Source organism: Faecalimicrobium sp. JNUCC 81, assembly GCF_053667625.1.
On sequence record NZ_CM132203.1, the window covers coordinates 3,040,525 to 3,066,277 of the forward strand.

The following is a 25,753-nucleotide window of genomic DNA, read 5'->3' on the forward strand; positions in this document are numbered from 1 at the left end:
GCCCCTTTTATTTACATTGAAATACCTTCATCTATTCCAAATAAATATACATACTTTTCTTTTACTTCTTTTCCTGTTAAATCTTCAACTACTTGAGCGTATAAATCTAACTGCTTTTTATATCTATTTACTACATCTTCTTTATTTTCTTCATTTACGAAATCTGTTTTATAATCAACTATGACAATTTTTTCATCTTCTTCAAAGTACATATCTATTATACCTCTTAACATAAGACTTTCATCATCATATCTTGTAATTTCATCATATGTTTCTAGCTCTTCATATATATATACATCTTTCATTTTGATTTGAGCATAAATTGCTTGTTCTTTTTTAATAAATTGAGATTTCAGTACTCTTTGACCTAAATCTGATTTAAAGAATTTATATATCTTATATGGATTTATAACTGATGATTGCTTATTAGTTATTATACCTTTAGATATAAAACTTTTAATTTGTTCTTCTATTTCACTAATACTATTTATTTTATTAAAGTCTAAAACTTCCATAACTAAATGGACTATAGTGCCTTTTTCAGCTCCAGTTATTTTATCATTAACTTCTGATTCTTGCATAAATAATGGTTTCTTTAGACTAATTTGATTATTAAATATATCCTTTGTATATTCTTCTTCATAATTATTTTGTATCTTTTTAATTTCTGTTACTGATATACTAGCAGGTTTAGTTACACAAAGTTCGTATGGATAAATATAGTCTAATTTTTCTTTTATATCATAGTAATACTCACTATCAGGTTTATCTACATCTAAATTTTTTATAATCGCTTTAATTCCTTCTTGCTCTTCACCTTCTTTTTCTTCTATTGATACATCATCTTTATACCAAATTTTTGCATTCCACTTTGAACTATGATTATCAATATTATCTATATCAATATCAGCTATTTCTCTTAAATTTTCTAAGTCTTTATGCTTTAAAACCGCTGGCATTATCCAATCTAAAAATCCCTTACCTTTTAATATTTTATATTGTGATATTGGTTCATTTCCATCTATTCCATTTGACCATGATTTTAAACTTTTCTCTATATTTCTAGTAGAGCCTGTTATTATAAGTTTTTCTTTTGGTCTTGTAAAGGCAACATATAGTACCCTCATCTCTTCCGATAGATTTTCTACATTTATTTTACTTTTTAATGCTTCTTTTGCTATACTTGGGTAAGATATTCTTCTTTCATAATCTACAACCTGAGGACCATATCCTAGATTATGATGATATAATATATCCTTCTTAAAATCTTGAGTATTGAAATTTTTACCCATACCAGAACATATTACAACAGGGAATTCTAGACCTTTACTTTTATGTATACTCATTATCCTAACTACATTAGCATTTTCTCCTAAAGTTTTTGCACTTCCCATATCCGTATTAGATTTTCTTAATTTACTTACAAAATTTATAAAGTTAAATATGCCTTTAAAGCTAGTTTCTTCAAATTGCTTAGCTCTTTCAAATAGTATCTTTAGATTTGCTTGTCTTTGAGAACCTCCAGGTAGTGCCCCTGCATAAGCATAATATCCTGTTTTAGTATATAAGTACCAAAGAAATTCATCTGTACTCATGTAGAGTGATTTTTCTTTATAGTCATGTAATCTATTTATAAATTCTATGCACTTTTTACTTTTCTCATCTTGACTTTGGCTAAACATTTCTAATGCTTCGTAAAAGCTTTTTTGACCATCTTCAACTCTTATATCTATTAAATCTTCTGGGGTAAATCCACAAATTGGTGATTTAAGCACTGCTAAAAGAGGTATATCTTGCATTGGATTATCTATAACTTGAAGTAGAGATATAATAGTTTTTATTTCTATTGTATCAAAATACCCTATTCCTGTATCTGCATAAGTTGGTATATCCATATTCATAAGTTCATCTGCAAATACAGGTGCCCAAGCTGAAGTTGCTCTAAGAAGTATTACGATATCTTTAAATTGTACTGGTCTATAATCATCTAATTTTTTATCATAAACCATTTGAATTTTGCCATCTTCGTTTTGATTCATTAAATCTTTTATTATTTTACCAACCATTCTAGCTTCAAGCTGAATGTTATCTACTTCTTCCTCTTCTTCATTACTTTCATTTTCTTTTTCTTCACTTGAATCTTCAGATCTTAACTTGCTTTGCATTATATGTATTTCAGAAGGTCCTCCAACTAAAGCTTTTTCATTAGTATTTTCTTTAAATATAGCCCCTAAATTAAGTCTTTCTTCTTCTGTATAATCTATCTCTCCAATATGCAAACTCATTGTATTTTCAAATATATAATTTGCACAGTCTACAACTTCTTCTCTACTTCTAAAGTTTTTATATAGCATTATTTTTCTATATAAAGAACCTTTTTCAGTATCATAATCTGCATATTTCTTTAAAAATATTTCAGGTTTGGCCTGTCTAAATCTATATATACTTTGCTTAACATCTCCAACCATAAATCTATTAGGCACTTTTATTTTTGCAATAGTGCTAAGAAGTACCTCTTGTACTAAATTACTATCTTGATATTCATCTATAAATATTTCATAGAATTTATCTCTATATCCTAAAGCTATATCTGATGGTATATCATTTCCGTTATCATCTTTTTCTGTAAGTATTTTCAAAGCAAAATGTTCTATATCGTTAAAGTCAATTATTCCTTTTTCTCTTTTTTTACTATCATAAGCTTCTTCAAACTTAATTACAGTTTCTGATATAGATTTTGCTACATTATATAAATATCTAAGTTCATCATTTATATCTTCATTTTCTTTACAAAATGTTGATGCTATCATTGATTCTATTGATTTTTTAGCTTTTTTCCTTATATCATCTGCTTTTTTCTTTATATCAGTTATATATGTTGGTGCATCTTTAGGGATTCTTTTTACTCCTTTTGTGTAATTTTCAAATTTCATAGATGACATCGCCTTAAATGCATCATCCCAAGATTTATTACACCCCTCTAGTATCTTTTTTATCCCATTATAATCACTTTTGAATTTATCTAAATATGTCTCAAGCTCTTCTATATCTTGAAGTTCTTCTAAAGCTTTTACCATACTTATTTCCATTCCACTTACTTCTATTTTAACGGTATCTAGTATAGCCTTAGCCCAAATTGAATTTGAAAACTCAAAGCTTTCATCTATATTAAATTGCTCAGCTGAAAATTCTAACCATTCTTTTGGATTTGGAGATGCCATTGCGAAATTATATATCCTAAGTATAATATCAGCTAAATTACTATCTCCTCTTCTCTCTGCATAACTTTCAACTAAATTTAAAAATCCTTTATCTTGCTCTACATAAAGTTGTTCAAAAACTTCTTCTATAGCTTCTTGCTTTAGCAAGGTACATTCTGTAGTATCTCCTATTCTAAAGTTAGGGTCTAGGTTTATCTTGTGGAAGTTAGATTTTATAACTTCTAAACAAAATGAATGTATCGTTGTTATACTCGCTTTATTTAAAAGTACAAGCTGACTTTGTAAATGTTTATTTTCTGGATTTTTATCTAATGCTTTACCTATTGCATCTCCTACTCTTTCTCTCATTTCTGAGGCTGCTGCATTAGTAAATGTAACTACTAATAACTTATCTATATCAATAGGATTATCTCTATCGGTTATCATTTGTATGATACGTTCAACTAGTACTGCAGTTTTACCCGAACCTGCAGCTGCTGCTACAAGCAAATTACAGTCTCTACTATCTATAACTGCTTGCTGTTCATTTGTCCATTTAGGAGAACTCATTATTTCACCTCTTCTCTCATTGTCTTTATTATTTCATCATCGCTCTTTTTATTTATAACTTTATATTTATTGTCCTTTAATGTTGTATCAAATTGGCATATAGCTGAATAGTTACAGAATGTACATGAATTTTTATCTTTATTTTTATATGGAGATATACTTATATTTCCGTCTAACATATCTTCACATAAGTCTTTTATAAGATCTTTTACATACTTTCTTATTACATCAAATTCTTCACTACTTACTCCTTTTGTGTGTCTACCTAAAGTTCCATCTTTGTTTAAATTTGCTGGTATTATTAAGGAAGTAGATCTTTCTCCGTTTGCTAAAGACTTGTCCATTTCTTTTATAATATTTGAGTCTTTTATTAAAAGTCCTTGCATCTTTAAACTTTTTAATATATTTTCTCTAATTTCTTCATCATCTTTATTTTCATCAAATTTCACTATTGGATCATCAATTCTAGAGTATAAAATGGCTGCTGGATTTAAACTTTTACCATCATCCTTACCACTTTCTAGTATTGCATCTATATAAACTAATAGTTGCAACTGAAGACCATGATATATATCGGTTAAACTTAAATCTTTTTTACCAGATTTATAATCTACAATCCTTATATATCTTCCTTCTTCATTTTCAAACTCATCAACTCTATCAATTTGCCCTCTTAGATTTATTTCTTCTCCGTTATTTAATACTATTTTTATTGGAGGATATTTTCCTTTCACAGAAAAATCAACTTCATAATCTGTTGGCTCAAAAGACCCTTGCTTTATTTGTTCACTGATTATACTTATTGCTGATATAAGCATGTTTTTAAGTCTATATGCAAGATATTTGTATCTCTCAGAACTTTCTAATATATACCCTGGAATTCTACCAACTATATCATCTACTATTTGAGATACTCTGTTTGTTATATATATTTGATCTATATCTCTCCAATCTAAATTATCAATACTTAGTTGTTTTGAAAATCTATCTAATATATTATGAATAAATGTTCCTAAATCTGGTGCTGTAAACGAATATTCTTTTCTTTCTTTTGCTTTTAATCCATATTGAATAAAATAAGCAAATGGGCACTGTGCATACATTTCTAATCTAGAAACACTTAAGTTTTTATCATATAAAGATCTTATTTTTTCTTCTTCTATTTTTTGAACTTGATTTGTATAACTTAGTCCACTTATTACTTTTTTAGTAATATTAGAGTACTCTTTATCATTTAAATAGTATCTATATACATCGATCCATATATTATTAATTTCTTTTCCATCATCAAATTCTTTTATTTCATTTATAAGTTCATTAAATGTTGGAGCTTTTACAGTTATTTTATCTAATATTTCTTCATCATTCTTAGCTTCTTTTTCTATTAAGTAACTTTTGTTATCAATATTTGGGAATATTTTTTTAAGTCTAGATATTATAACTGATGGTCTTAAAGTTTTTCCTTCATGATCTGCAATAGGATAAGTTACTATAAGATTCTCACTTGTAGATGTCAAAGCCTTATAAACTAAATATTGTTCCTCAAAAGTTTTCGTTTTACTATCAATATCTACCTCTACACCTTTTTGACCTAAATTCTCTCTATCACTATCACTTAATAGTCCATTGTCTTTTGCTATAAGTGGGAATGTACCATCTGTTGTTCCTATTAAATATAAATACTTTGTATTAGGATTTTTCATTCTATCTACACTACTTACTAATACTTGGTCTATACTTGGAGGTACTAATCCTAGTTCATACTCATCAAATCCTAAGCTTATAAGTTTTATAAACTTATCTAAAGATATTTTTTCATCACCCATTATTTCTACCATTTGATCAAAAATATCTACTACTATATTCCACACTTGTGAATATTGATTTGCTACATCTAGCTCACCTTTATCTTTAAAATTCATTATTAAATTTTCTATTGTAGTAGGCATTTCAATTTCTAACAAAAATTCATATACAAACTTACAAATATCACTTACGCTATTTCTTCCCTTTAATTTTTCTTGTAAGTTTATTATGGGTGATAATACTCTATTCTTTATTTCATTGACTCTAATCCTTATTTCAACTTCATTTTCTTTTTCTTCAGCTGCTATGTTATGATTTATTCTATAAGTCCACTCTTCTTCAAACCACTTTTTACCCTTTATACCATTTGCAAGCACATAGTTTTCAAGTAAGCTAATATCTTCATTACTTATACCTATAAGGCCACTTTTTAAATATCTAAACATAGTTTCATAACTGTATCTTCTATTTTTCATTTCTAATGCAGATATTATAAGTACTATTATTGGATTACTTTTAGCTTCTCTTTTTTTATCTATAAAGTTAGGTATTTTATATTCGTTAAAAATTGAGTGTACTAAAAAGTCATACTTATTTAAATCTCTTGTAGCTATAGTAATATCTCTATATCTAACATCTTTATCTCTTACTAATTTTACTATTTCTTTGGCTATTTCTTCTACTTCAGAATACAGGTTATTAAATTCTTTTATTTTTATATCTTTAGTTTCATTGTCATAGGTATTATATGGATAAGAGTGATAGTATTTTTCTAAATGTTGTAATTCTTCACTATTTTTAAATCTTTGTATAATAGAACTATTTAAATTAATAGATGGAAGTAATTGAATACCATCTTCATTACATAATTTAATAAGCTTTTGATATGTAAATTTAGTTCTCGAAAACGCATCTGCCTTATTATAAGATATAGCTTGCGGATTATCCACCGTTAAAGATATAGTTACTTCTTTTGCTTTAGCAAATATACTTTTAAGAACTCTATACTGGTTAGGTGTAAATCCCGTAAATTCATCTATATAAATATAAGCATCTTTAAAATAGTCACATAAATTTAACTTGTCCGCTAATGAGTTAAGCATATCCTGAGAGTCTACATAATTTTCATTTAATTTTTCTTCATATTCTTTATATATTTTACTTACATCCTTAAGCTTTAATTTTAAAGTTTCATTATCAATATCTCCACTTATATTTTCTAACATTTCATAACTTATATTGTATTGCTTTAATTCTGATATAATATCAGATATTGAACTTACAAATCCAGATTGAGAAGATGATTTTGAAAATATATTAAGCTCATCACTTACACTTTCTATTGCTCTGTAAGTCATCATTGCTCTACCACTTGAATTTATATTAACTTCTGTTAATCCTCCAACATGAGAGAAAACTATATTACTCATGGTCTTAAAACTTAAAACTCTAGATCTTAGAAATTTATCTTTTTCCTCTCCTAAGAAAAGTTTACTCATTCTTTTTTCCATCTCAAAGGTATATTGTTCTGGAACTAACAATATAACAGGAGATGTTTCATTATCTTGAACTCTTCTTTTTATATCTTCAAGAATATATGTAGATTTTCCACTCCCGCCTCTACCGAACACAAATCTAACACTCATAAATTTCCTCCTCTAAAATGTTATAATTTATATCGTCTCCATTGCATAGTTTATTAAACTCACAAAACTTGCAATGCTCTTTATTATGAATTAAATCATATCTATAATCTTTTTGTTCATCATCATACTTAGTGTGCTTTATCATATTTATGTACTCATTTAATTTATTTCTATTCGTATTATGTTTTTGATCACTATATGAAATAGTAATTGGCCCATCCTCAAATAATGGTTGATAATATTTCATTACTATATTTGAAGTATCAATATTAATATCAAATAACTTTGGTATTACCTCTTTAGCTAAAAACATATACACTATTGTTTGCATCCTATTTTCTATATTTTTATAATTAATTTTTCTATTTTCTGTTTTCCAATCATATATTTCAATTTTATCTTTTCCTAATATAACTAAGTCATATTTGGCTTGTACTTCATTTCCAAACAAATTATATCTAATTTCATATTCTGGCAAATATATATCTTCTTTATTTATAGGTATTAATTTCTTTATTTTACTTATCCATATAGAAAAGTTACTTTTATCACTATCATTTATGCCTAAGGGTATATTGCTAAAATATCTTTCACAAAGTAAATGAAATTCTCTACCACTTTTTAGACCTTCATAATACTCTCTACTTTCTATATCATCATGTTTCCAATTTATATTATCTATGTATTTATATTTAAATTTTAAAGGACATGACTTATACGTATTTATTGAGTTTTGACTGTAACAAAAATACTTTAACTTGTCGTTCAATTAATATCACTTCCTTTTAGATATCTATATTTTTATTATTGTTTATAGAATTTTCTTTTTTATATTTAATATATTTTTCAAGCTCATTTATATAAATAGATGGCTTTTGCTCTCTATTTTTCTTTCCTACTTCACTTTCATCTTTATAAGAACTACATGATAATATTAGCATTTCTTTTGCTCTAGTTATACCTACATATAGTAATCTTATCTTTTCATTTATTAACTCTATCTTCGTTTTGTTTATATAATCAGTAGGATTCTCTCCTGTAAATATTGCATCTATTTCTGATTTAATTACTGCAATTGGATTTTTATATTTATCTTTTAAATACCATTTATCGCATTGAAACTTTTGAGTTATATTATCTGGAAAATTATACTCTACAAGGCCTAATAAAAATACACAGTCCCATTCTAGCCCTTTAGATTTATGATAATTACAAACCGTTATACTTCCTGGTTCTGGTTCATATCCATTCATTTCATAAACTACATCTATAATATGATTAAACACTTTATTCTTTGTATCAAATAATATCTCATATACATCCACTAAGTTTATATTAATATTTTCTGCTGTCAAATATTTTATATAGAAAGCTATATAATCAACTATAGCCTTATCTTCCTTTTCTAAATTTAATTGTTCTCCTATATATAAAATTAATAAATCTAATCTAGATGTTGGGTATTCAATTATATCTTTTAATACACTTACTCCATGTAAAAAGCTTTTATATAAGTCACTATTATCATCTATTATTAATGATTCATTTTTTTCTATATTATATATTATTTCTTCTGTATCATATTTTCTAAGAATCTCTAAGAAATCTTTTTTACCTAATTCATTATCGGTGTGTATAAACACTTTATCTAAAACATTTATAAGCGCTTCTATATCATCACAGTTTAATATAAAATTAATAATATAAGTTATATTATTAACCATATTTCTTTTGCTCATAGAATTTGGTCCTAATTCTTCAAATTCCATATTATTTTCAATTAGTTTTCTTGCCACTTGAGTAATTTGATCATTGAAAGGTACTAATATTCCTATACTTTTATCTGGATATTTTTTCTTTATACCCTTTGCATACGCTACTGTTTTTTCTACTTCATCATTCCAAGTTAAATATCTCTTTGTATTTATACTATAAATATCGGGTTTAGGGTTTTCTTTATAACCCATATCTATTGGAACTGTTTTTATTTCCATATCTTCTAGGGCATCTCTACATTCTACTTGTCTAAATTCATAATTTACGTATTTAACAAGTCTATTTGCTAAATCTAATATATCCTTAGAGCTTCTATTAGACATATCCATTCTATAGCAATTATCACTTTCTTCTATAAATTCTTTAAAATATTTAGGGTCTGATGATGAAAATGTACCGGTTATACTTTGATTTATATCCCCTACTCTTACCAAGTTGTTATTTTTTTTAGATATTAACTTTATTATATTTCCTTGTATTTCATTAGAATCCTGACATTCATCTTCAAATATATATTTATATCTATTTTGAAGCTTTAACCTTAGGCTTTCATCTAACTTAAGTGCCCTATATGCTAAAATTAATATGTCATCATAATCTAATAATCCATATTGTTTTAGTTTATTATCGTACTCCCTGTATATTGGAAGTATAATTTTAAGTATACCTTTATAGTTTTGCTCTATTATATCTTCCAAATTTTTTGGTGATATTTCTTTATACTTTAATTCACCTATAGCATTTCCTACAAGTTCATAGAAACCATGCTCCCAGGCATCAAACATTCTATCTCTCCACTCACCATCTTTTTGGTCTTTTAAAAACCACCTAAATGCCCTTTCTCCTCCATTTAATCTAAAATTATTTATACATTCATTAAGTATTATGTTTTTCTGTAAATCATCAGCAATACTAAATTCTTCACTTAACATTACTACTTCTGGTTTTTCCTTTATTATTTTTACCGCTAAACTATGTATCGTCATAACTTCATATGAATTTTCTTCTTTTATGTTATTATCTTGAAGTATTTTTTTTATTCTTCCTTTAAAATTACTTACTGCACTATTCATATATGTTAGTATTAATATCTTTGAACCATCATGCCTATTTTCTTTTAGAAGCTTAGCAACTAAGTTTGTTACTATAAATGTTTTACCCGCTCCTGGCACTGCTGGAACTGCCATAGTTCCACTTTCATATCCTATTATAGGTAATTGATCTATCCTATAATTTATATTATTCATTCTCGATTTCCCCTTTATCTAATATCTTTAATAATAAGCTATACAATATACTTTCTTGAATATATCCATTCACCGTATACTCACTTTTATATGCATATACTCGCTTTGCATTTTTTAAAAGATTATAAATCATATTATATAAATAATATCTTTTATACCCTTCTTCCATATCATCAGTATAAATCTTATTTTCATTAAAGGATTTTCTAAGGATTACTACATTACTTATATCCTTTTCTATTTTCATATTCCATGCATTACTTCCTATGTCAACCCAAAGCTGGATTGGCCTTTGTATATTAGATGATATATAAAAGTAAGGCGTTGTTATTAAAACTTTATTTGAGTCATTTAATCTATCTATATCAGCTCCACTATAATAATCATTTATTGTACTTTTAAGTTCCTCTATGAATATTCTTTCTTTCTCTTTATTTTTGTCTAAGTTTAATAGACTTATATTTTCAGTAAAAATCTCACTTTCATTTATTATATTTTTACATATATGTACATTCTTTCTTCCATCTTTTAAATTTAGCATCTTATCTATATAAAATTGAATTAAAAATTCACTTATTTTTAATTTATTTTCTTTTTTGCTATTTATATATTTTAGAATACATAAATAGCTATCATGTTCATCTTTATTCTTAAATATCTTAAATGCTTGTATCCTATTTACATCTAAAATTATTTCTATAAAGCTAATAAATTCTTCTTCCTTTATTAACTCTATATAATCATAGAAAATACATGTTGCCACTACTAATGCATTAGCATATGGATAATCTATAATTTTCTTATCTTTTTTACTATTAAATACTTCTAAGTTATTATTTTCTAATATATTTTTAATTTGATAATCTAATACTGTATTGTTTACTGGAGATATTATAGCTATATCCTTAGGGCTTGTACTACTATTTACAAGTTCTATTACTTTATTACAAACTTCACTAATCATTTCATTATATAATTGACTTGATTCATCTAAATATATATCTGCAGAAGTATACAGTAAATCATTTATACTAATATTTTTAAATATATCATTGCTTACTTTGAAGTTTTCTCTTATTAAATTATTTATACAATCCATATCTATATTGTTAAAAACTGAATAATCTCTAGTTGAATTAAAGTTTATGTATAAATCATTTACGTCTTCTTTTAGTAAATCTATAAATTCAATTTCGGCATTGCTACAACTTTCAAGACTATCTACTATTAGGTAATTTATTTCTTTTTTTAGAAGTCTAATATACCTTTCATCCTTAAGCAAATAATTATTATATATATATATACAAAGAGAATTATCCACCATACCATTTGATAATAATATATTTATATAATTTTCTATTATTTCATTCATCTGACTATAAGAAAATCTATTTAAACTCTCCCTATTCTTTTTTGATAAATATATTTTTTCTCCTATCGTTATAAAATCTATTAATCCTCTTGCAGCTTGATTAATATTAGTATTTATACTCTTTGATATGTTTCTACTTGTACCCGTTATATCATCAAAATAACCTTCTAAATTTCTTTTATTATCAACCTCAGAATTTATTATATAATCAGATAAACTACTTGATATAAATGTTGGTGATACTGTATTTTTTTCTATTTTGTCACATCTTTCTAATACTAATGGCCAAAATTTGATAATTTCTTTTTTTATAAAACTTAAGTACGTAGTTACTTTTAATTCTTCACTAAAACTTAAGTTTAATTTTCTTAAATATGTAATTCTAGCCCTATTATTAGGTACTAGTATCATTATTTTTTTAGATCTATTGTTATTTTGATTAATTAATTTATTATATATATCTATAAATTTATCTATTTTTTTACTTATATTTTTCTCTATAAATAAATATTTCATATTAACACCTTCTTTTTACTTATTTAATAGTATTTTAATTATATCATATAAAAATTTAATACTACCATATTGTAAGTTAGCCTATATTTTATATATTGTATAAAAGTTTATACTCTAAATTATCTACAAATCATACAAATTATAGTATATTAGTGCATAAAAAATTCGCATTTATCAGACATCCTGTAAATAATAAAAGTTATAATTTTTTATAATAAAAAATGCAGCCTATTGGCTGCTTTTTATTTTATCTTTATTAAAATAACATATTCGTTAATTAACTTCTAATTTAATTATCATTAGATTTACCATAAATATATTTTTAAATTTATATAAATCATTAGCTAATTAGACTTTTACGTCTAAAGTTTAGCTAGTTTCTAACTTAATTTAAATATATCATTTGCATTTAATACATATTATTCTATCTTATATTTTGTAGATTTTATTATATAAATTTATAAATTACTGTAAAAATTTATTTATAATAAATTTACTAAAAGAACCCATTACAACCATTGCTATATTAATAAACATTAAATAAATAACATAAGATATACTTATTTCTTTTATAAACATCTTAATTGCAGACATAGTTGGACTAAAATATGGCATCGCTATCCATAAAGCAGTATTTGGACTATTTAATATATACTGAGTGTATAGTGCAAAAAATAGTAAAAATAAGCCCATTGAACAACCTATTAATCCTACAATTAACGATTCTAAAAACTTAAGATTATATTTGTATCCTACATAGAAATTAACTCCAATATAAAGTATTGTAAATACCATACCTATTGTAAGTGTTAAATTTGTAATAGGAAGAAAATTAAAGTAAATAAAAGACACTAGGCATATAATTAATATGTCAAAGAATAATGCTTCACCTGCTTGAAATACCTTTTGCATATACTCACCTCAAACTCCTTTATTTTATTATATTTAAAGTGAATTTAAAGTGTGAGTATTAGTACATAAAAAAAGATTACGTGGCTACGTCTTACTCTCCCAGGCAGTTGCCCACCAAGTACCATCAGCGCTAAAGAGCTTAACTTCTGTGTTCGGAATGGGAACAGGTGTATCCTCTTTGCTATTGTAACCACATAATCTTTTATTTTAGAGTTAATACTCTGAAAACTGCAAACATTTAACATATTAGTCATTTTAATGAGGTCAAGTCCTCGACCTATTAGTATCGATAAGCTAAATACATTACTGCACTTACACCTTCGACCTATCAACCAGGTAGTCTTCCTGGGGTCTTACCCTTACGGTGGGAAATCTTATCTTGAAGTTGGCTTCGCGCTTAGATGCTTTCAGCGCTTATCCATTCCGTACATAGCTACCCAGCCATGCCCTTGGCAGAACAACTGGTACACCAGAGGTACGTCCATCCCGGTCCTCTCGTACTAAGGACAGGTCTCCTCAAATTTCCTACGCCTGCGACGGATAGGGACCGAACTGTCTCACGACGTTCTGAACCCAGCTCGCGTACCACTTTAATGGGCGAACAGCCCAACCCTTGGGACCTACTACAGCCCCAGGATGTGATGAGCCGACATCGAGGTGCCAAACCTCCCCGTCGATGTGGACTCTTGGGGGAGATAAGCCTGTTATCCCCAGGGTAGCTTTTATCCGTTGAGCGATGGCCCTTCCATGCGGAACCACCGGATCACTAAGTCCGACTTTCGTCCTTGCTCGACCTGTATGTCTTGCAATCAAGCTCTCTTTTGCCTTTACACTCTTCGTACGATTTCCGACCGTACTGAGAGAACCTTTGAGCGCCTCCGTTACTCTTTGGGAGGCGACCGCCCCAGTCAAACTGCCCACCTGACGGTGTCCCAAGACCTGATTCAAGGCCTCTGGTTAGGATCCCAGTACTACAAGGGTGGTATCCCAAGGATGACTCTACACAAACTGGCGTTCATGCTTCAAAGTCTCCCACCTATCCTGTACATGTAGTACCAAGACCCAACGTCAAGCTACAGTAAAGCTCCATGGGGTCTTTCCGTCCTGTCGCAGGTACCCGGCATCTTCACCGGGATTACAATTTCACCGAGTCTATTGTTGAGACAGTGCCCAAATCGTTACGCCTTTCGTGCGGGTCGGAACTTACCCGACAAGGAATTTCGCTACCTTAGGACCGTTATAGTTACGGCCGCCGTTTACTGGGGCTTAAGTTCACTGCTTCGATTGCTCTAACAGATCCCCTTAACCTTCCAGCACCGGGCAGGCGTCAGCTCCTATACATCGTCTTGCGACTTAGCAGAAACCTGTGTTTTTGGTAAACAGTCGCTTGGGCCTATTCTCTGCGGCCATCCAAAGGATGGCACCCCTTCTCCCTAAGTTACGGGGTCATTTTGCCGAGTTCCTTAACAATAGTTCTCTCGCTGGCCTTAGGATACTCTCCTCACCCACCTGTGTCGGTTTGAGGTACGGGCGCCTTTAAACTCGATAGAGACTTTTCTTGACAGTGTGAAATCAGCTACTTCGCTACTAAATTTCGCTCCCCATCGTACCCCAGCATTATCAAGACGGATTTGCCTATCTTGACTGCCTCAGTACTTAGCCACACATAACCAACAGTGTGGTTAGCTTATCCTACTGTGTCATCCCATTTCTCAAGCGTTTATTGGCGGTACAGGAATATCAACCTGTTGTCCATCACCTACGCCTTTCGGCCTCGGCTTAGGTCCCGACTAACCCAGGGCGGACGAACCTTCCCCTGGAAACCTTGGGTTTACGGCCCGTGGGATTCTCACCCACGTCTCGCTACTCATGCCAACATTCTCACTCGTATACTGTCCACGTGTCCTTACGGTCACGCTTCAGCCTGCATACGAAGCTCCCCTACCCATCATAATGATGCCGTAGCTTCGGTAGTACGTTTTAGCCCCGGAAATTTTCGGCGCAGGATCACTCGACCAGTGAGCTATTACGCACTCTTTAAATGAGTGGCTGCTTCTAAGCCAACATCCTGGTTGTCTGTGCAATCCCACATCCTTTACCACTTAACGTACATTTAGGGACCTTAGCTGACGATCTGGGCTGTTGCCCTTTCGACTATGAATCTTATCACCCACAGTCTGACTCCCAAGTATAAGAATACGGCATTCGGAGTTTGATAGTCTTCGGTAAGTGCAATACCCCCTAGGACATTCAGTGCTCTACCTCCGCTTCTCTCAACCTTGAGGCTAGCCCTAAAGCTATTTCGGGGAGAACCAGCTATCTCCGGGCTCGATTGGAATTTCACCGCTATCCACAAGTCATCCCCGAGCTTTTCAACGCTCGTGGGTTCGGTCCTCCACGAAATTTTACTTTCGCTTCAACCTGCTCATGGATAGGTCGCCCGGTTTCGGGTCTACGTCAAGTAACTTAAGCGCCCATTTAAGACTCGCTTTCGCTACGGCTCCGCACCTTAAGTGCTTAACCTTGCTACTTAACGTAACTCGTTGGCCCGTTCTACAAAAAGTACGCGGTCACACAAATAATGTGCTCCCACAGCTTGTAAGTGCAGGGTTTCAGGTTCTATTTCACTCCCCTCCCGGGGTTCTTTTCACCTTTCCCTCACGGTACTATGCGCTATCGGTCACTAGGTAGTATTTAGGCTTGGAGGATGGTCCCTCCTGCTTCCCACAGGGTTTCACGTGTCCCGTGGTACTCTGGATCATATCTGAAGTCTTCTCGTTTTGACTACGTGGCTGTTACACTTTATAGCGGAGCTTTCCAACTCTCTTCGTCTACAATAGCCTCTTCGTTTATGATATGTCCGCAACCCCAACAAAGAAAACTTCATTGGTTTGGCCTGTTCCGCGTTCGCTCGCCGCTACTTACGGAATCGAATTTCTTTCTTTTCCTCCGGGTACTTAGATGTTTCAGTTCCCCGAGTTCCCCTCGCTAAGCTATGTATTCACTTAACGATACTTAGACATTACTCTAAGTGAGTTTCCTCATTCGGAAATCTTCGGATCAAAGTTTACGTGCAACTCCCCGAAGCTTATCGCAGCTTATCGCGTCCTTCATCGGCTCCTAGTGCCAAGGCATCCGCCCTGCACCCTTAATAACTTGACCAGTTATTAAAGTGTTTCGTCAACGAACAAACTTCGTATTCACTCAGTTTATTACGTTACTCAAAGTTGATATTTTAATGACTTATCGTGTCGTCGATATTTTTAGAAGTTATCTTCTTCATATATATAAAATGATGTCATATCACTAAATGTTATGCAGTTTTCAAGGTACTAACGCACTTTGTCAACGATATTATTTCACATACGTTCAATAACATCCGTTACTCAAAGTAATATTTCGGGCTACGCCCTATTTTTGAGATGTTCTAATGAACTCTCAAAATTAAACAGTAGGCAATTCTCCTTAGAAAGGAGGTGATCCAGCCGCACCTTCCGATACGGCTACCTTGTTACGACTTCACCCCAGTTATTGATTTCACCTTCGACGGCCGCTTCCAAAAGGTTAGCAAACCGGCTTCGGGCGCCCCCAACTTCCGTGGTGTGACGGGCGGTGTGTACAAGACCCGGGAACGCATTCACCGCAGCATTCTGATCTGCGATTACTAGTAACTCCAGCTTCATGTAGGCGAGTTTCAGCCTACAATCCGAACTGAGAATGGCTTTAAGGGATTAGCTCCGCCTCACGACTTGGCTGCCCTCTGTACCACCCATTGTAGCACGTGTGTAGCCCTAAGCATAAGGGGCATGATGATTTGACGTCATCCCCACCTTCCTCCAGGTTATCCCTGGCAGTCCCTCTAGAGTGCCCAACTTAATGCTGGCAACTAAAGGCAAGGGTTGCGCTCGTTGCGGGACTTAACCCAACATCTCACGACACGAGCTGACGACAACCATGCACCACCTGTCACTTCTGTCCCCGAAGGGAAATCTCCGATTAGGGAGAGGTCAAAAGGATGTCAAGCTTAGGTAAGGTTCTTCGCGTTGCTTCGAATTAAACCACATGCTCCGCTACTTGTGCGGGTCCCCGTCAATTCCTTTGAGTTTCACTCTTGCGAGCGTACTTCCCAGGCGGAGTACTTAATGCGTTAGCTGCGCCACCGAAGGGGGTAACCTCCGACAGCTAGTACTCATCGTTTACGGCGTGGACTACCAGGGTATCTAATCCTGTTTGCTCCCCACGCTTTCGTGCCTCAGTGTCAGTTACAGTCCAGAGAGCCGCCTTCGCAACTGGTATTCCTCCTAATATCTACGCATTTCACCGCTACACTAGGAATTCTACTCTCCTCTCCTGCACTCAAGTTTCTCAGTTTCAAAGGCTTACTACGGTTGAGCCGTAGCCTTTCACCTCTGACTTAAGAAACCACCTACGCACCCTTTACGCCCAGTAATTCCGGATAACGCTAGCCCCCTACGTATTACCGCGGCTGCTGGCACGTAGTTAGCCGGGGCTTCCTCCTCAAGTACCGTCATTATCTTCCTTGAGGACAGAGCTTTACGACCCGAAGGCCTTCATCGCTCACGCGGCGTTGCTGCATCAGGCTTTCGCCCATTGTGCAATATTCCCCACTGCTGCCTCCCGTAGGAGTTTGGACCGTGTCTCAGTTCCAATGTGGCCGATCACCCTCTCAGGTCGGCTACTGATCGTCGCCTTGGTAAGCCGTTACCTTACCAACTAGCTAATCAGACGCGGGTCCATCCTGTACCGCCGGAGCTTTGATAAGAAAGCCATGCGACTCTCTCATGTTATCCCGTATTAGCATACCTTTCGGTATGTTATCCGTGTGTACAGGGCAGGTTACCCACGCGTTACTCACCCGTCCGCCGCTCTTTCCCGAAGGAAATCGCTCGACTTGCATGTGTTAGGCACGCCGCCAGCGTTCATCCTGAGCCAGGATCAAACTCTTAAATATAAGTTTTGACTTGGGCTCAGATACTGTTATATATCTGGCTTTGTTTGGTTGTTTCAAATTCTATAAATTAACCTACTGTTTAATTTTCAAAGTTCATTTTAAGCGACTGTATCGGCGCTTACTTTTTTGTTTCGTCCTTATCTCTTGGACAAGTAATACTATATCACCTTAAAAATATATCGTCAACACTTTTTGTAAAACTTTTTTTATTTTTGTCGTATTTTGTTCAAATTATTTTATTCTACTATCTATATTTTATAGTCTAATTTCTGTAAATTATAACGTTTTATCACACTTATAAGTACATCAGCATAAACAGGGTTGCCTTTTTTATCTTTCTTTGTACTATAACCCGCATCTTCTAAAGCTTGAGCTTGATCTTTGTAGTTCTTAGCTTTAAACAATCCATTTTCTTCATATCTCTTATTTTCTTCTAAAAATTTTCCATGATCATATATAGAATCATCAACATGATTATACTTTCTAAACTTTGCATTTATTTTATCATTATGATTTTCTAAAGTACTTACCTCTACAAACTCACCATCCCAACTATTATCCGCTTTTATACCAAACAAATTATTACTCTTCTTCGCTAATTCTGATTCTCCCCATCCTGATTCTAGTATAGCTTGAGCTACTGTTATAGATGGCAATATTTTATACTTTTTATAGTTTTTTTTAGCCCCAGACTCGATTTTTTTTATAAAATCATTTTGTTCTAGCGTAATACTTACTTCTTCTTTATCTTTTACATCTTCTATATCCTTTGTCAAATTAAAAATCGCATATATACTTAATAATACACCTATTGTAATCAATATCTTGTTAGAAACAAATTTAATTCTATTTTTTATTCTTTTGTTTTTTCCAAGGTGTTTTATTTTCTTCTTCCCCATAGATTCCCCCTAAATATATTACTAATTTTGTAATTCAAAAAATACTTCCTATATAATTTATATTATAGCAAAATAAAAAAGAGTAGAATATTCTACTCTTTTTTATTTTGATTTTAATTCTATCCATGCTCTATCATATATTTTTATATCATTACCGATATCTATAAATGTCTCAGACTTATCAAGTACATCCTGTGAAGGATATGCCACTGGGTTACTTGTTATTTCTTCATCTAATAATTCTAATGCTCCTGTATTAGGTATTGAGTAACCTATATATTCTGCATTTACCTTGGCATTTTCAGGGTCTAATAAAAAGTTTATAAACATTTCTGCTTCTTTTTTATGCTTTGCTGTAGTTGGTATGCACATTGCATCAACCCACTTATTACTACCTTCTTTTGGTATTGAATATTCTAGATTAGGATTTTCTTCCATTAAAGTTACTGCATCTCCTGAGTATATTATACCCATTGCAGCTTCTTCTCCAAGTAATCTATCTTTTCCTTCATCATTTACATATGCTAATACTAAGTCTTTTTGCTTCATAAGAAGCTCTTTTGCTTCATTTATTTCTTTTGGATCAGTAGTGTTCATACTATATCCAAGTTTTTTAAGTGCTATTCCCATAGTGTCTCTTACAGAGTCAAACATCATTATATTACTTTTATACTTAGGATTCCAAAGTATATCCCAGCTATTTACTGGTTCATCTACCATTTTTTTATTATATAAAATCCCAAATGTTCCCCACATGTAAGGTACACTATATTCATTAGTTTCATCATATATAGGATTTTTGAAATTTTTATCTATATATTTAAAGTTCGGTATATTTTTAAAATCTATTTTTTGAAGAAGCTTCTCACTTTTCATCTTTTCTACCATATAGTCAGATGGGAAAACTAAGTCATAGCTTGTGCTCCCACTTTTTACTTTTTGATACATCATTTCATTTGTATCATAAGTTTCATATTGTACTTCTATTCCTGTCTCTTCTTCAAATTTTCCTATAAGGCTTTCGTCTATATAATCTCCGACATTATATACACTAAGAACATTTTTTGATTCATTGCTCTTACCACACCCCACTGTAAGTCCTAAGCTTAATCCAGTAATAGTTAAAAGTGATATTATTTTTTTTGATATAGCCATTACTTCTCACCTCTTACTATAGATTGTTTTTTATTTGATAGTAAAAGTAAACCTAAAACTACGATGAACATTATAGTTGATAATGCATTTATTTCAGGTTTTATACCTCTTCTAGCCATACCATATATCTCTATAGAAAGATTACTAACACCATTTCCTGTATTAAAGAAACTTATTATGAAATCATCTATAGACATAGTAAAAGCAATTAAAAATCCAGATATTATACCTGGTTTTATTTGAGGAAGTATTACTTTTCTAAGAGCATATATAGGTTTTGCTCCTAAATCCATAGCTGCTTCTTCAATATTTTGTGGTAATTGCTTTACTCTAGGTAAAACAGATAGTATTACATATGGTATATTAAACATTATGTGAGCTAAAAGCATAGTAGTAAATCCAAATTCTACATTTAAAAATACAAATAAACTCATAAGTGCTACTGCTGTAACTATATCTGGGTTTAATACTGGTAGATAGTTAATGTTTAGCATTAACTTTCTATTTTTGCTTTTCATTTTATGTATCCCTATTGCACTTATCGTTCCAACTATTGTAGCTATTATAGATGAAATTAATGCTACTATAATTGTATAATATAAAGCGCTCATAATACTTTCATTATGAATTAGTCTTTCATACCATTTAAATGTAAATCCGCCCCAGTGAGCCATTGATTTAGAATCATTAAATGAAAATACAACTAATGCAAATATTGGTGCATATAAAAATATAAACACTAAAAATAAATATATATTAGATATTGATTTTCTTAACTTTAAAATAATAACCCACCGCCTTCCTTGTCTGATTCATCTTCAAACTTAGCCATAATAGCCATAGATATTAATATAACTATCATCATAAATATTGATACAGCAGATCCGAAGTTCCAATCTCCCACTACTGTGAATTGTTGTTCTATTAAATCTCCAAGTAACATAAATTTACCGCCACCTAATAGTCTTGATATAGCAAATGTTGTAACTGCTGGCATAAATACCATTGTTATCCCAGATATAACTCCTGGTAGACTAAGTGGGAAAATAACTTTTGTGAAAACTTGGAATTTATTTGCTCCTAAGTCATGTGCTGCATTAACTAAATCATTATCCATTTTTGATAACGATGTAAATATTGGTAATACCATAAATGGTAAGAAGTTATATACCATCCCAAGAAGTATTGCAAAATTAGTATATAAAATACTTATTGGCTCCACTCCAAACAATCCAAGGAAAGAATTTAATAAACCATTTTTACCTAGTATCGCTACCCAAGCATAAGTTCTTAAAAGGAAATTCATCCACATTGGTAGAATAAATAATAATATTAAAGTTCCTCTTTTACTTATAGGTGCTTTAGAGATTATATAAGCAACTGGATAACCAACTATAAGGCATACTAATGTTGCTATTCCTGCTAACATAATTGATCTAAAAAATACTGTAAAGTATATTGGGTCCATTAGTTCTTTATAATTTGATAATGAAAATACATATTTACCATCTACTTCTGTGCTAAAACTGAAAAATATTACTAATATTAAAGGGATTACTATGAATATTGCACTCCATATTACGTATGGATAAGCTAAAAATGACTTCTTCTTCATATTATTCAGCTACTTTTCTCATAATATGAATATCTTCTGGATATATATCCATACCAAGCATTGAGCCTATTTCAGCATTTTTAGTATTATGAAGTATCCAACTTCTGTCATCTTCTTTTACTGTTATTTCATAGTGAACTCCTTTAAATACTGTAGATGTAACTGTTCCCTTTAACATACCATCTTCTGCATTAACCATTTTTATATCTTCTGGTCTTATTACAACTTCTATATCTTCATTTTTTTCAAAACCTTTATCTACACAATCAAACTCTTTATCACAAAATACTACTTTAAAATCATCAAGCATAACTCCATCAAATATATTACTTTCACCTATAAATCTAGCTACAAATGAGTTTTCTGGCTCATTATATATATCTTCTGGCGTTCCCATTTGCTGAATTTTTCCTTTGTTCATAACTATTATAGTGTCTGACATACTTAGTGCTTCTTCTTGGTCATGAGTTACGAATATAAAAGTTATTCCTAATTTCTGTTGCATTCTTTTTAACTCTATTTGCATTTCTTGTCTTAATTTTAAATCTAGTGCTCCTAAAGGCTCATCTAGTAAAAGAACTTTAGGTTCATTTACTAATGCTCTAGCTATAGCAATTCTTTGTTGTTGACCACCACTTAAAGAATCAACCTTTCTATTTTCAAAACCTTCTAATGCAACTAGTTTTAACATCTCTTTTACTTTTTTATCTATTTCTTCCTTTGGCATTTTCTTAATCTTAAGACCAAATGCTATATTTTCGTAAATATTCATATGTGGAAATAACGCGTACTTTTGGAATACTGTATTTACTTGTCTTTCATATGGAGGAAGGTTGTTCATTTCCTTACCTTCAAATAAAACTTGACCTTCATCTGCGTATTCAAAACCTGCTATTATTTTTAAAGTTGTAGTTTTACCACATCCACTTGGTCCTAGTAATGTCAAAAACTCATTTTTCTTTATATCTAAACTTAATTTATCTAAAACTGTGTTATCATCGTATGTTTTAGATATGTTGTGTAATTCTATTATATTTTCTACCAATTGTTAACACCTCTTCTCTAGAATGACGGTGGCGTACTCACCCAAATTACCTTCGCTGTAGTTTTTCCTGCATTTGATATATAATGATTAGCTCTTGGTTTAAAGTAGAAACTTTCACCTTTTCTTACTTTACTTTTTTTGTCACCTATATGTAAATATATAGCTCCAGCAAGTACATATCCGAATTCTTCTCCCTCATGTGGTTTTTCTTCTTTATATTGCCCACCAGGATATAAAGTTATTATTACAGGTTCCATTTCATTTTTTTGTGAATTTGGTATTAGCCATGTAAATGTGTATTTTAAATCCTCGTCTTCTGTTTCAAACATATCATCTTTTGTGAAAGAAATTCTTTCATCATCTATTTCATTAAAAAATTCCCTTAAATTTGTACCTAATATTTCAAGTATATCTATAAGGGTAGCAATGGATGGTGATGTTAAGTTGTTTTCTAATTGAGATATAAACCCTTTAGACAACTCACATCTATTTGCTAATTCTTCTTGGGTCAGTTGCTTTTCTATTCTCATTCGTTTTATTTTTTCACCGATATCCATAGTTCCACCTCCTAAGGTTTTGTTATTATAACTAAACACTATGTTTAAAATTTCTAAACAACAAAATTTATTATATAAAAATTCATACTATAATTCAATAGATTTTAGTTATTTTTTTATTTTTTATTTTCATATATAAAAACTAGTATTTTAAACACTTTGTCTAATATCTCCTAGTAATTGTGTTTATATTAATATTTATAAAGTTTAGTATCCCTAATTTATATAAATTAATTTATAAAATAATAAAAATTAATTTATATATTTTTTTAGTATTTTTATATATAAAAAATAACATCTTTATTCAAAGATGTTATTTTTTGGTTATTCGTTTTCAACTATTTCTTCTGTCATATTATTTTCTCTATTTAAATATTTTCTAATTCCTATTATATTATCTTCAATAGACTTGTGATTAATTTTAGAAGAATCGAATTTAAATATTTTAAATACTATTTGCATAATATATCCTAGGCTTAAAGCAGCTATAATTGTTCCTACTCCAGTTTTTCCTCCTAAAATAACTCCAACTAATAAAGCTCCTAGTTCTATACATCCTCTTATTAGTTTTACTGGTTTTTTTGTCTTCTTTTGAAGAGCAACCATTAAACCATCTCTCGGACCACTACCAAGTCCACATCCCATATAAAATACGGTTCCAACAGATAAAAATATTAATCCTATTATTAATGTGGCAAATCCTATTATTTTATTATTTGGCAACGGTGCCATATTATTAAAAACTATTATATCCATAAAAATCCCAATGAATATCATATTTAATACAGTAGCGATACCTATTTTTTCTCCAAGTAATGCATCTATAATTACAATAAGTAGTCCAACTATAATACTCGCTGTACCTATAGTTATGCCTGTTCTATATGATACTCCTTGATGAAACACATCCCAAGGTGCAGCACCTAGGCTAGAATTTATAATACATATAGTTCCATAAGCACACATAAAAAATCCTGCAAAGAGTCTTAATCCCTTCAATATAATTTTACTCAACAATATCTATCCCTCCATTTTTATCCAACAATCTAGTCATCTATTATAATACAGTATCATTGTAATAATAACTAGTTAAAACAACTTATTTATCTTGTTATTATTTAGCTTGAGATTTAAATTCTTTAAATAAGAATAGACTAACTATAATAACCGCCATTATATCTGCTATTGGTTGCGATATCCATACTCCATCTAGTCCTAAAATTCTCGGTAATGTTAATATTAATGGCACTAATATTATAAATTGTCTAAGTAATGTTAAAAACATTGATTGCTTAACTTTTCCTATAGATTGGAAATATACTGGACCAATTATAGCTATAGAAACTATAGGCATCGCAAATAAATTTATATTTATACCTTTTTTAGCTAAATCTATAAGCGATTTATCTTTATTAAATATACTTATAAAGAATTCTGGAAATACTTTTATCAGTATAAATCCAGTCGTCAATATAAATATAGCCGTTATTATTGCTAAAATTAATGCTTTTTTACTTCTATCATACTGCTTAGCTCCATAATTATATGCTATTATAGTTTGCATCCCTTGGCTTAACCCAAACACAGGCATCATAAATAAAAGATATATAGAGGTTACACAAGTCATTGCCCCTATTGCAAAATCTCCTCCATACACTTTTAAGGCATTATTGCTTATTACATGTATTAATCCAGTTGCCATTTCCATTAAAAAAGGTGCTAAACCTACTGATATAATTACCTTTACTATTTTAAAATCCATTTTAATATTTGATTTTTTTAGCTCTACGCTTGATTTTTTTCTTAAGAAATAGCTTAATACCCATATTGATATTATTATTTGACACAGTACTGTAGCTATAGCTGCTCCCTTTATACCTAAACCAAATACAAATATAAACATAGGGTCTAATATTACATTTAATATACATCCTACTATCATAGTCTTAGCAGCTAATTTAGGGTTACCTTCTGCTCTAATTGCGCTATTTAAACAAAATGCAATTAAATTAAATGGTGTTCCTAAAAATATAACTCCTATATAATCCCTTGCATAAGAAATTGTATGCTCACTTGCACCAAATAGGTAAAGTATTTTATCTATAAATAAGATGCCTACTATCACTACTATCAAAGATATAATAATTGCTAACATCAATGTATTTCCTAACACTTTTTCTGCATTTTCTTTGTCTTGTTCACCAAGCTTTATGGAAATATTAGTACTTCCTCCAACTGCAATTAAAACCCCAAAACCTACTATTATTGTAAATATTGGCATAGTAACCCCAAGACCAGATATAGCAAGTGCACCTACACCTTCAATAGAACCTATAAAGGCTCTATCCACAGTGTTATAAAGAGATGTTACCATCATTGCAAGTATTGCAGGTACTGAGTATTTTATTAATAAATTACTTATACTTTCATATCTTAATGATTCTTGATTGTCCACTTTTTCACCT

General features: G+C 30.8%; 14 protein-coding genes and 3 rRNA genes. All 17 read right to left on the bottom strand.

Annotation, left to right across the window (positions count from 1 at the left end; translation table 11 throughout):
• Positions 1 to 11 precede the first annotated feature (11 nt).
• Positions 12 to 3,770, bottom strand: coding sequence for a helicase-exonuclease AddAB subunit AddA (addA, locus tag JNUCC81_RS15190; RefSeq protein ID WP_454094239.1), 3,759 nt, complete (start codon positions 3,768 to 3,770; stop codon positions 12 to 14).
• Positions 3,770 to 7,222 carry a helicase-exonuclease AddAB subunit AddB gene (addB, locus tag JNUCC81_RS15195; protein WP_454094240.1) on the bottom strand — a complete coding sequence of 1,151 codons (3,453 nt, stop codon included), beginning with the start codon at positions 7,220 to 7,222 and terminating at the stop codon, positions 3,770 to 3,772. Before addB ends, addA begins: the two co-directional genes overlap by 1 nt.
• Positions 7,212 to 7,991 (bottom strand): PD-(D/E)XK nuclease family protein, encoded by a 780-nt coding sequence (locus JNUCC81_RS15200; RefSeq protein ID WP_454094241.1) that lies wholly within the window; start codon positions 7,989 to 7,991, stop codon positions 7,212 to 7,214. Before JNUCC81_RS15200 ends, addB begins: the two co-directional genes overlap by 11 nt.
• 16 nt (positions 7,992 to 8,007) lie before the next feature.
• On the bottom strand, positions 8,008 to 10,245 hold the full coding sequence (locus JNUCC81_RS15205) for an ATP-dependent helicase (protein WP_454094242.1): 2,238 nt from the start codon (positions 10,243 to 10,245) through the stop codon (positions 8,008 to 8,010).
• Positions 10,238 to 12,133, bottom strand: coding sequence for a hypothetical protein (locus tag JNUCC81_RS15210; protein WP_454094243.1), 1,896 nt, complete (start codon positions 12,131 to 12,133; stop codon positions 10,238 to 10,240). The genes JNUCC81_RS15205 and JNUCC81_RS15210 overlap by 8 nt, the downstream gene beginning before the upstream one ends.
• A gap of 465 nt (positions 12,134 to 12,598) precedes the next feature.
• Complete coding sequence (locus JNUCC81_RS15215; protein ID WP_454094244.1) at positions 12,599 to 13,045, bottom strand: hypothetical protein; 447 nt, start codon at positions 13,043 to 13,045, stop codon at positions 12,599 to 12,601.
• A 78-nt stretch (positions 13,046 to 13,123) separates the two neighbouring features.
• A 5S ribosomal RNA gene (rrf, locus tag JNUCC81_RS15220) occupies positions 13,124 to 13,240 on the bottom strand.
• 65 nt (positions 13,241 to 13,305) lie between these two features.
• Positions 13,306 to 16,207 (bottom strand): 23S ribosomal RNA (locus JNUCC81_RS15225).
• A gap of 307 nt (positions 16,208 to 16,514) precedes the next feature.
• A 16S ribosomal RNA gene (locus JNUCC81_RS15230) occupies positions 16,515 to 18,017 on the bottom strand.
• The 16S, 23S and 5S rRNA genes sit together here, the layout of an rRNA operon.
• A gap of 248 nt (positions 18,018 to 18,265) precedes the next feature.
• A complete protein-coding gene (locus tag JNUCC81_RS15235) occupies positions 18,266 to 18,916 on the bottom strand; it encodes a glycoside hydrolase family 73 protein (RefSeq protein WP_454094245.1) in 651 nt (216 codons plus the stop codon).
• Positions 18,917 to 19,018: 102 nt separating this feature from the next.
• Positions 19,019 to 20,071, bottom strand: a complete 1,053-nt coding sequence (locus tag JNUCC81_RS15240; RefSeq protein WP_454094246.1) for an ABC transporter substrate-binding protein — start codon at positions 20,069 to 20,071, stop codon at positions 19,019 to 19,021.
• Entirely contained in the window at positions 20,071 to 20,745 is a 675-nt protein-coding gene (locus tag JNUCC81_RS15245; RefSeq protein ID WP_286184065.1) for an ABC transporter permease, read from the bottom strand. Before JNUCC81_RS15245 ends, JNUCC81_RS15240 begins: the two co-directional genes overlap by 1 nt.
• 104 nt (positions 20,746 to 20,849) lie before the next feature.
• Positions 20,850 to 21,686, bottom strand: a complete 837-nt coding sequence (locus JNUCC81_RS15250; protein ID WP_454094247.1) for an ABC transporter permease — start codon at positions 21,684 to 21,686, stop codon at positions 20,850 to 20,852.
• Position 21,687: 1 nt separating this feature from the next.
• Entirely contained in the window at positions 21,688 to 22,731 is a 1,044-nt protein-coding gene (gene potA, locus JNUCC81_RS15255; protein WP_454094248.1) for a spermidine/putrescine ABC transporter ATP-binding protein, read from the bottom strand.
• Positions 22,732 to 22,748: 17 nt separating this feature from the next.
• A complete protein-coding gene (locus JNUCC81_RS15260; protein WP_042277796.1) occupies positions 22,749 to 23,288 on the bottom strand; it encodes a helix-turn-helix domain-containing protein in 540 nt (179 codons plus the stop codon).
• A 324-nt stretch (positions 23,289 to 23,612) separates the two neighbouring features.
• A complete protein-coding gene (locus JNUCC81_RS15265) occupies positions 23,613 to 24,305 on the bottom strand; it encodes a YczE/YyaS/YitT family protein (RefSeq protein ID WP_454094249.1) in 693 nt (230 codons plus the stop codon).
• 97 nt (positions 24,306 to 24,402) lie between these two features.
• On the bottom strand, positions 24,403 to 25,743 hold the full coding sequence (locus tag JNUCC81_RS15270; protein WP_454094250.1) for an MATE family efflux transporter: 1,341 nt from the start codon (positions 25,741 to 25,743) through the stop codon (positions 24,403 to 24,405).
• Between the last annotated feature and the right edge of the window lie 10 nt (positions 25,744 to 25,753).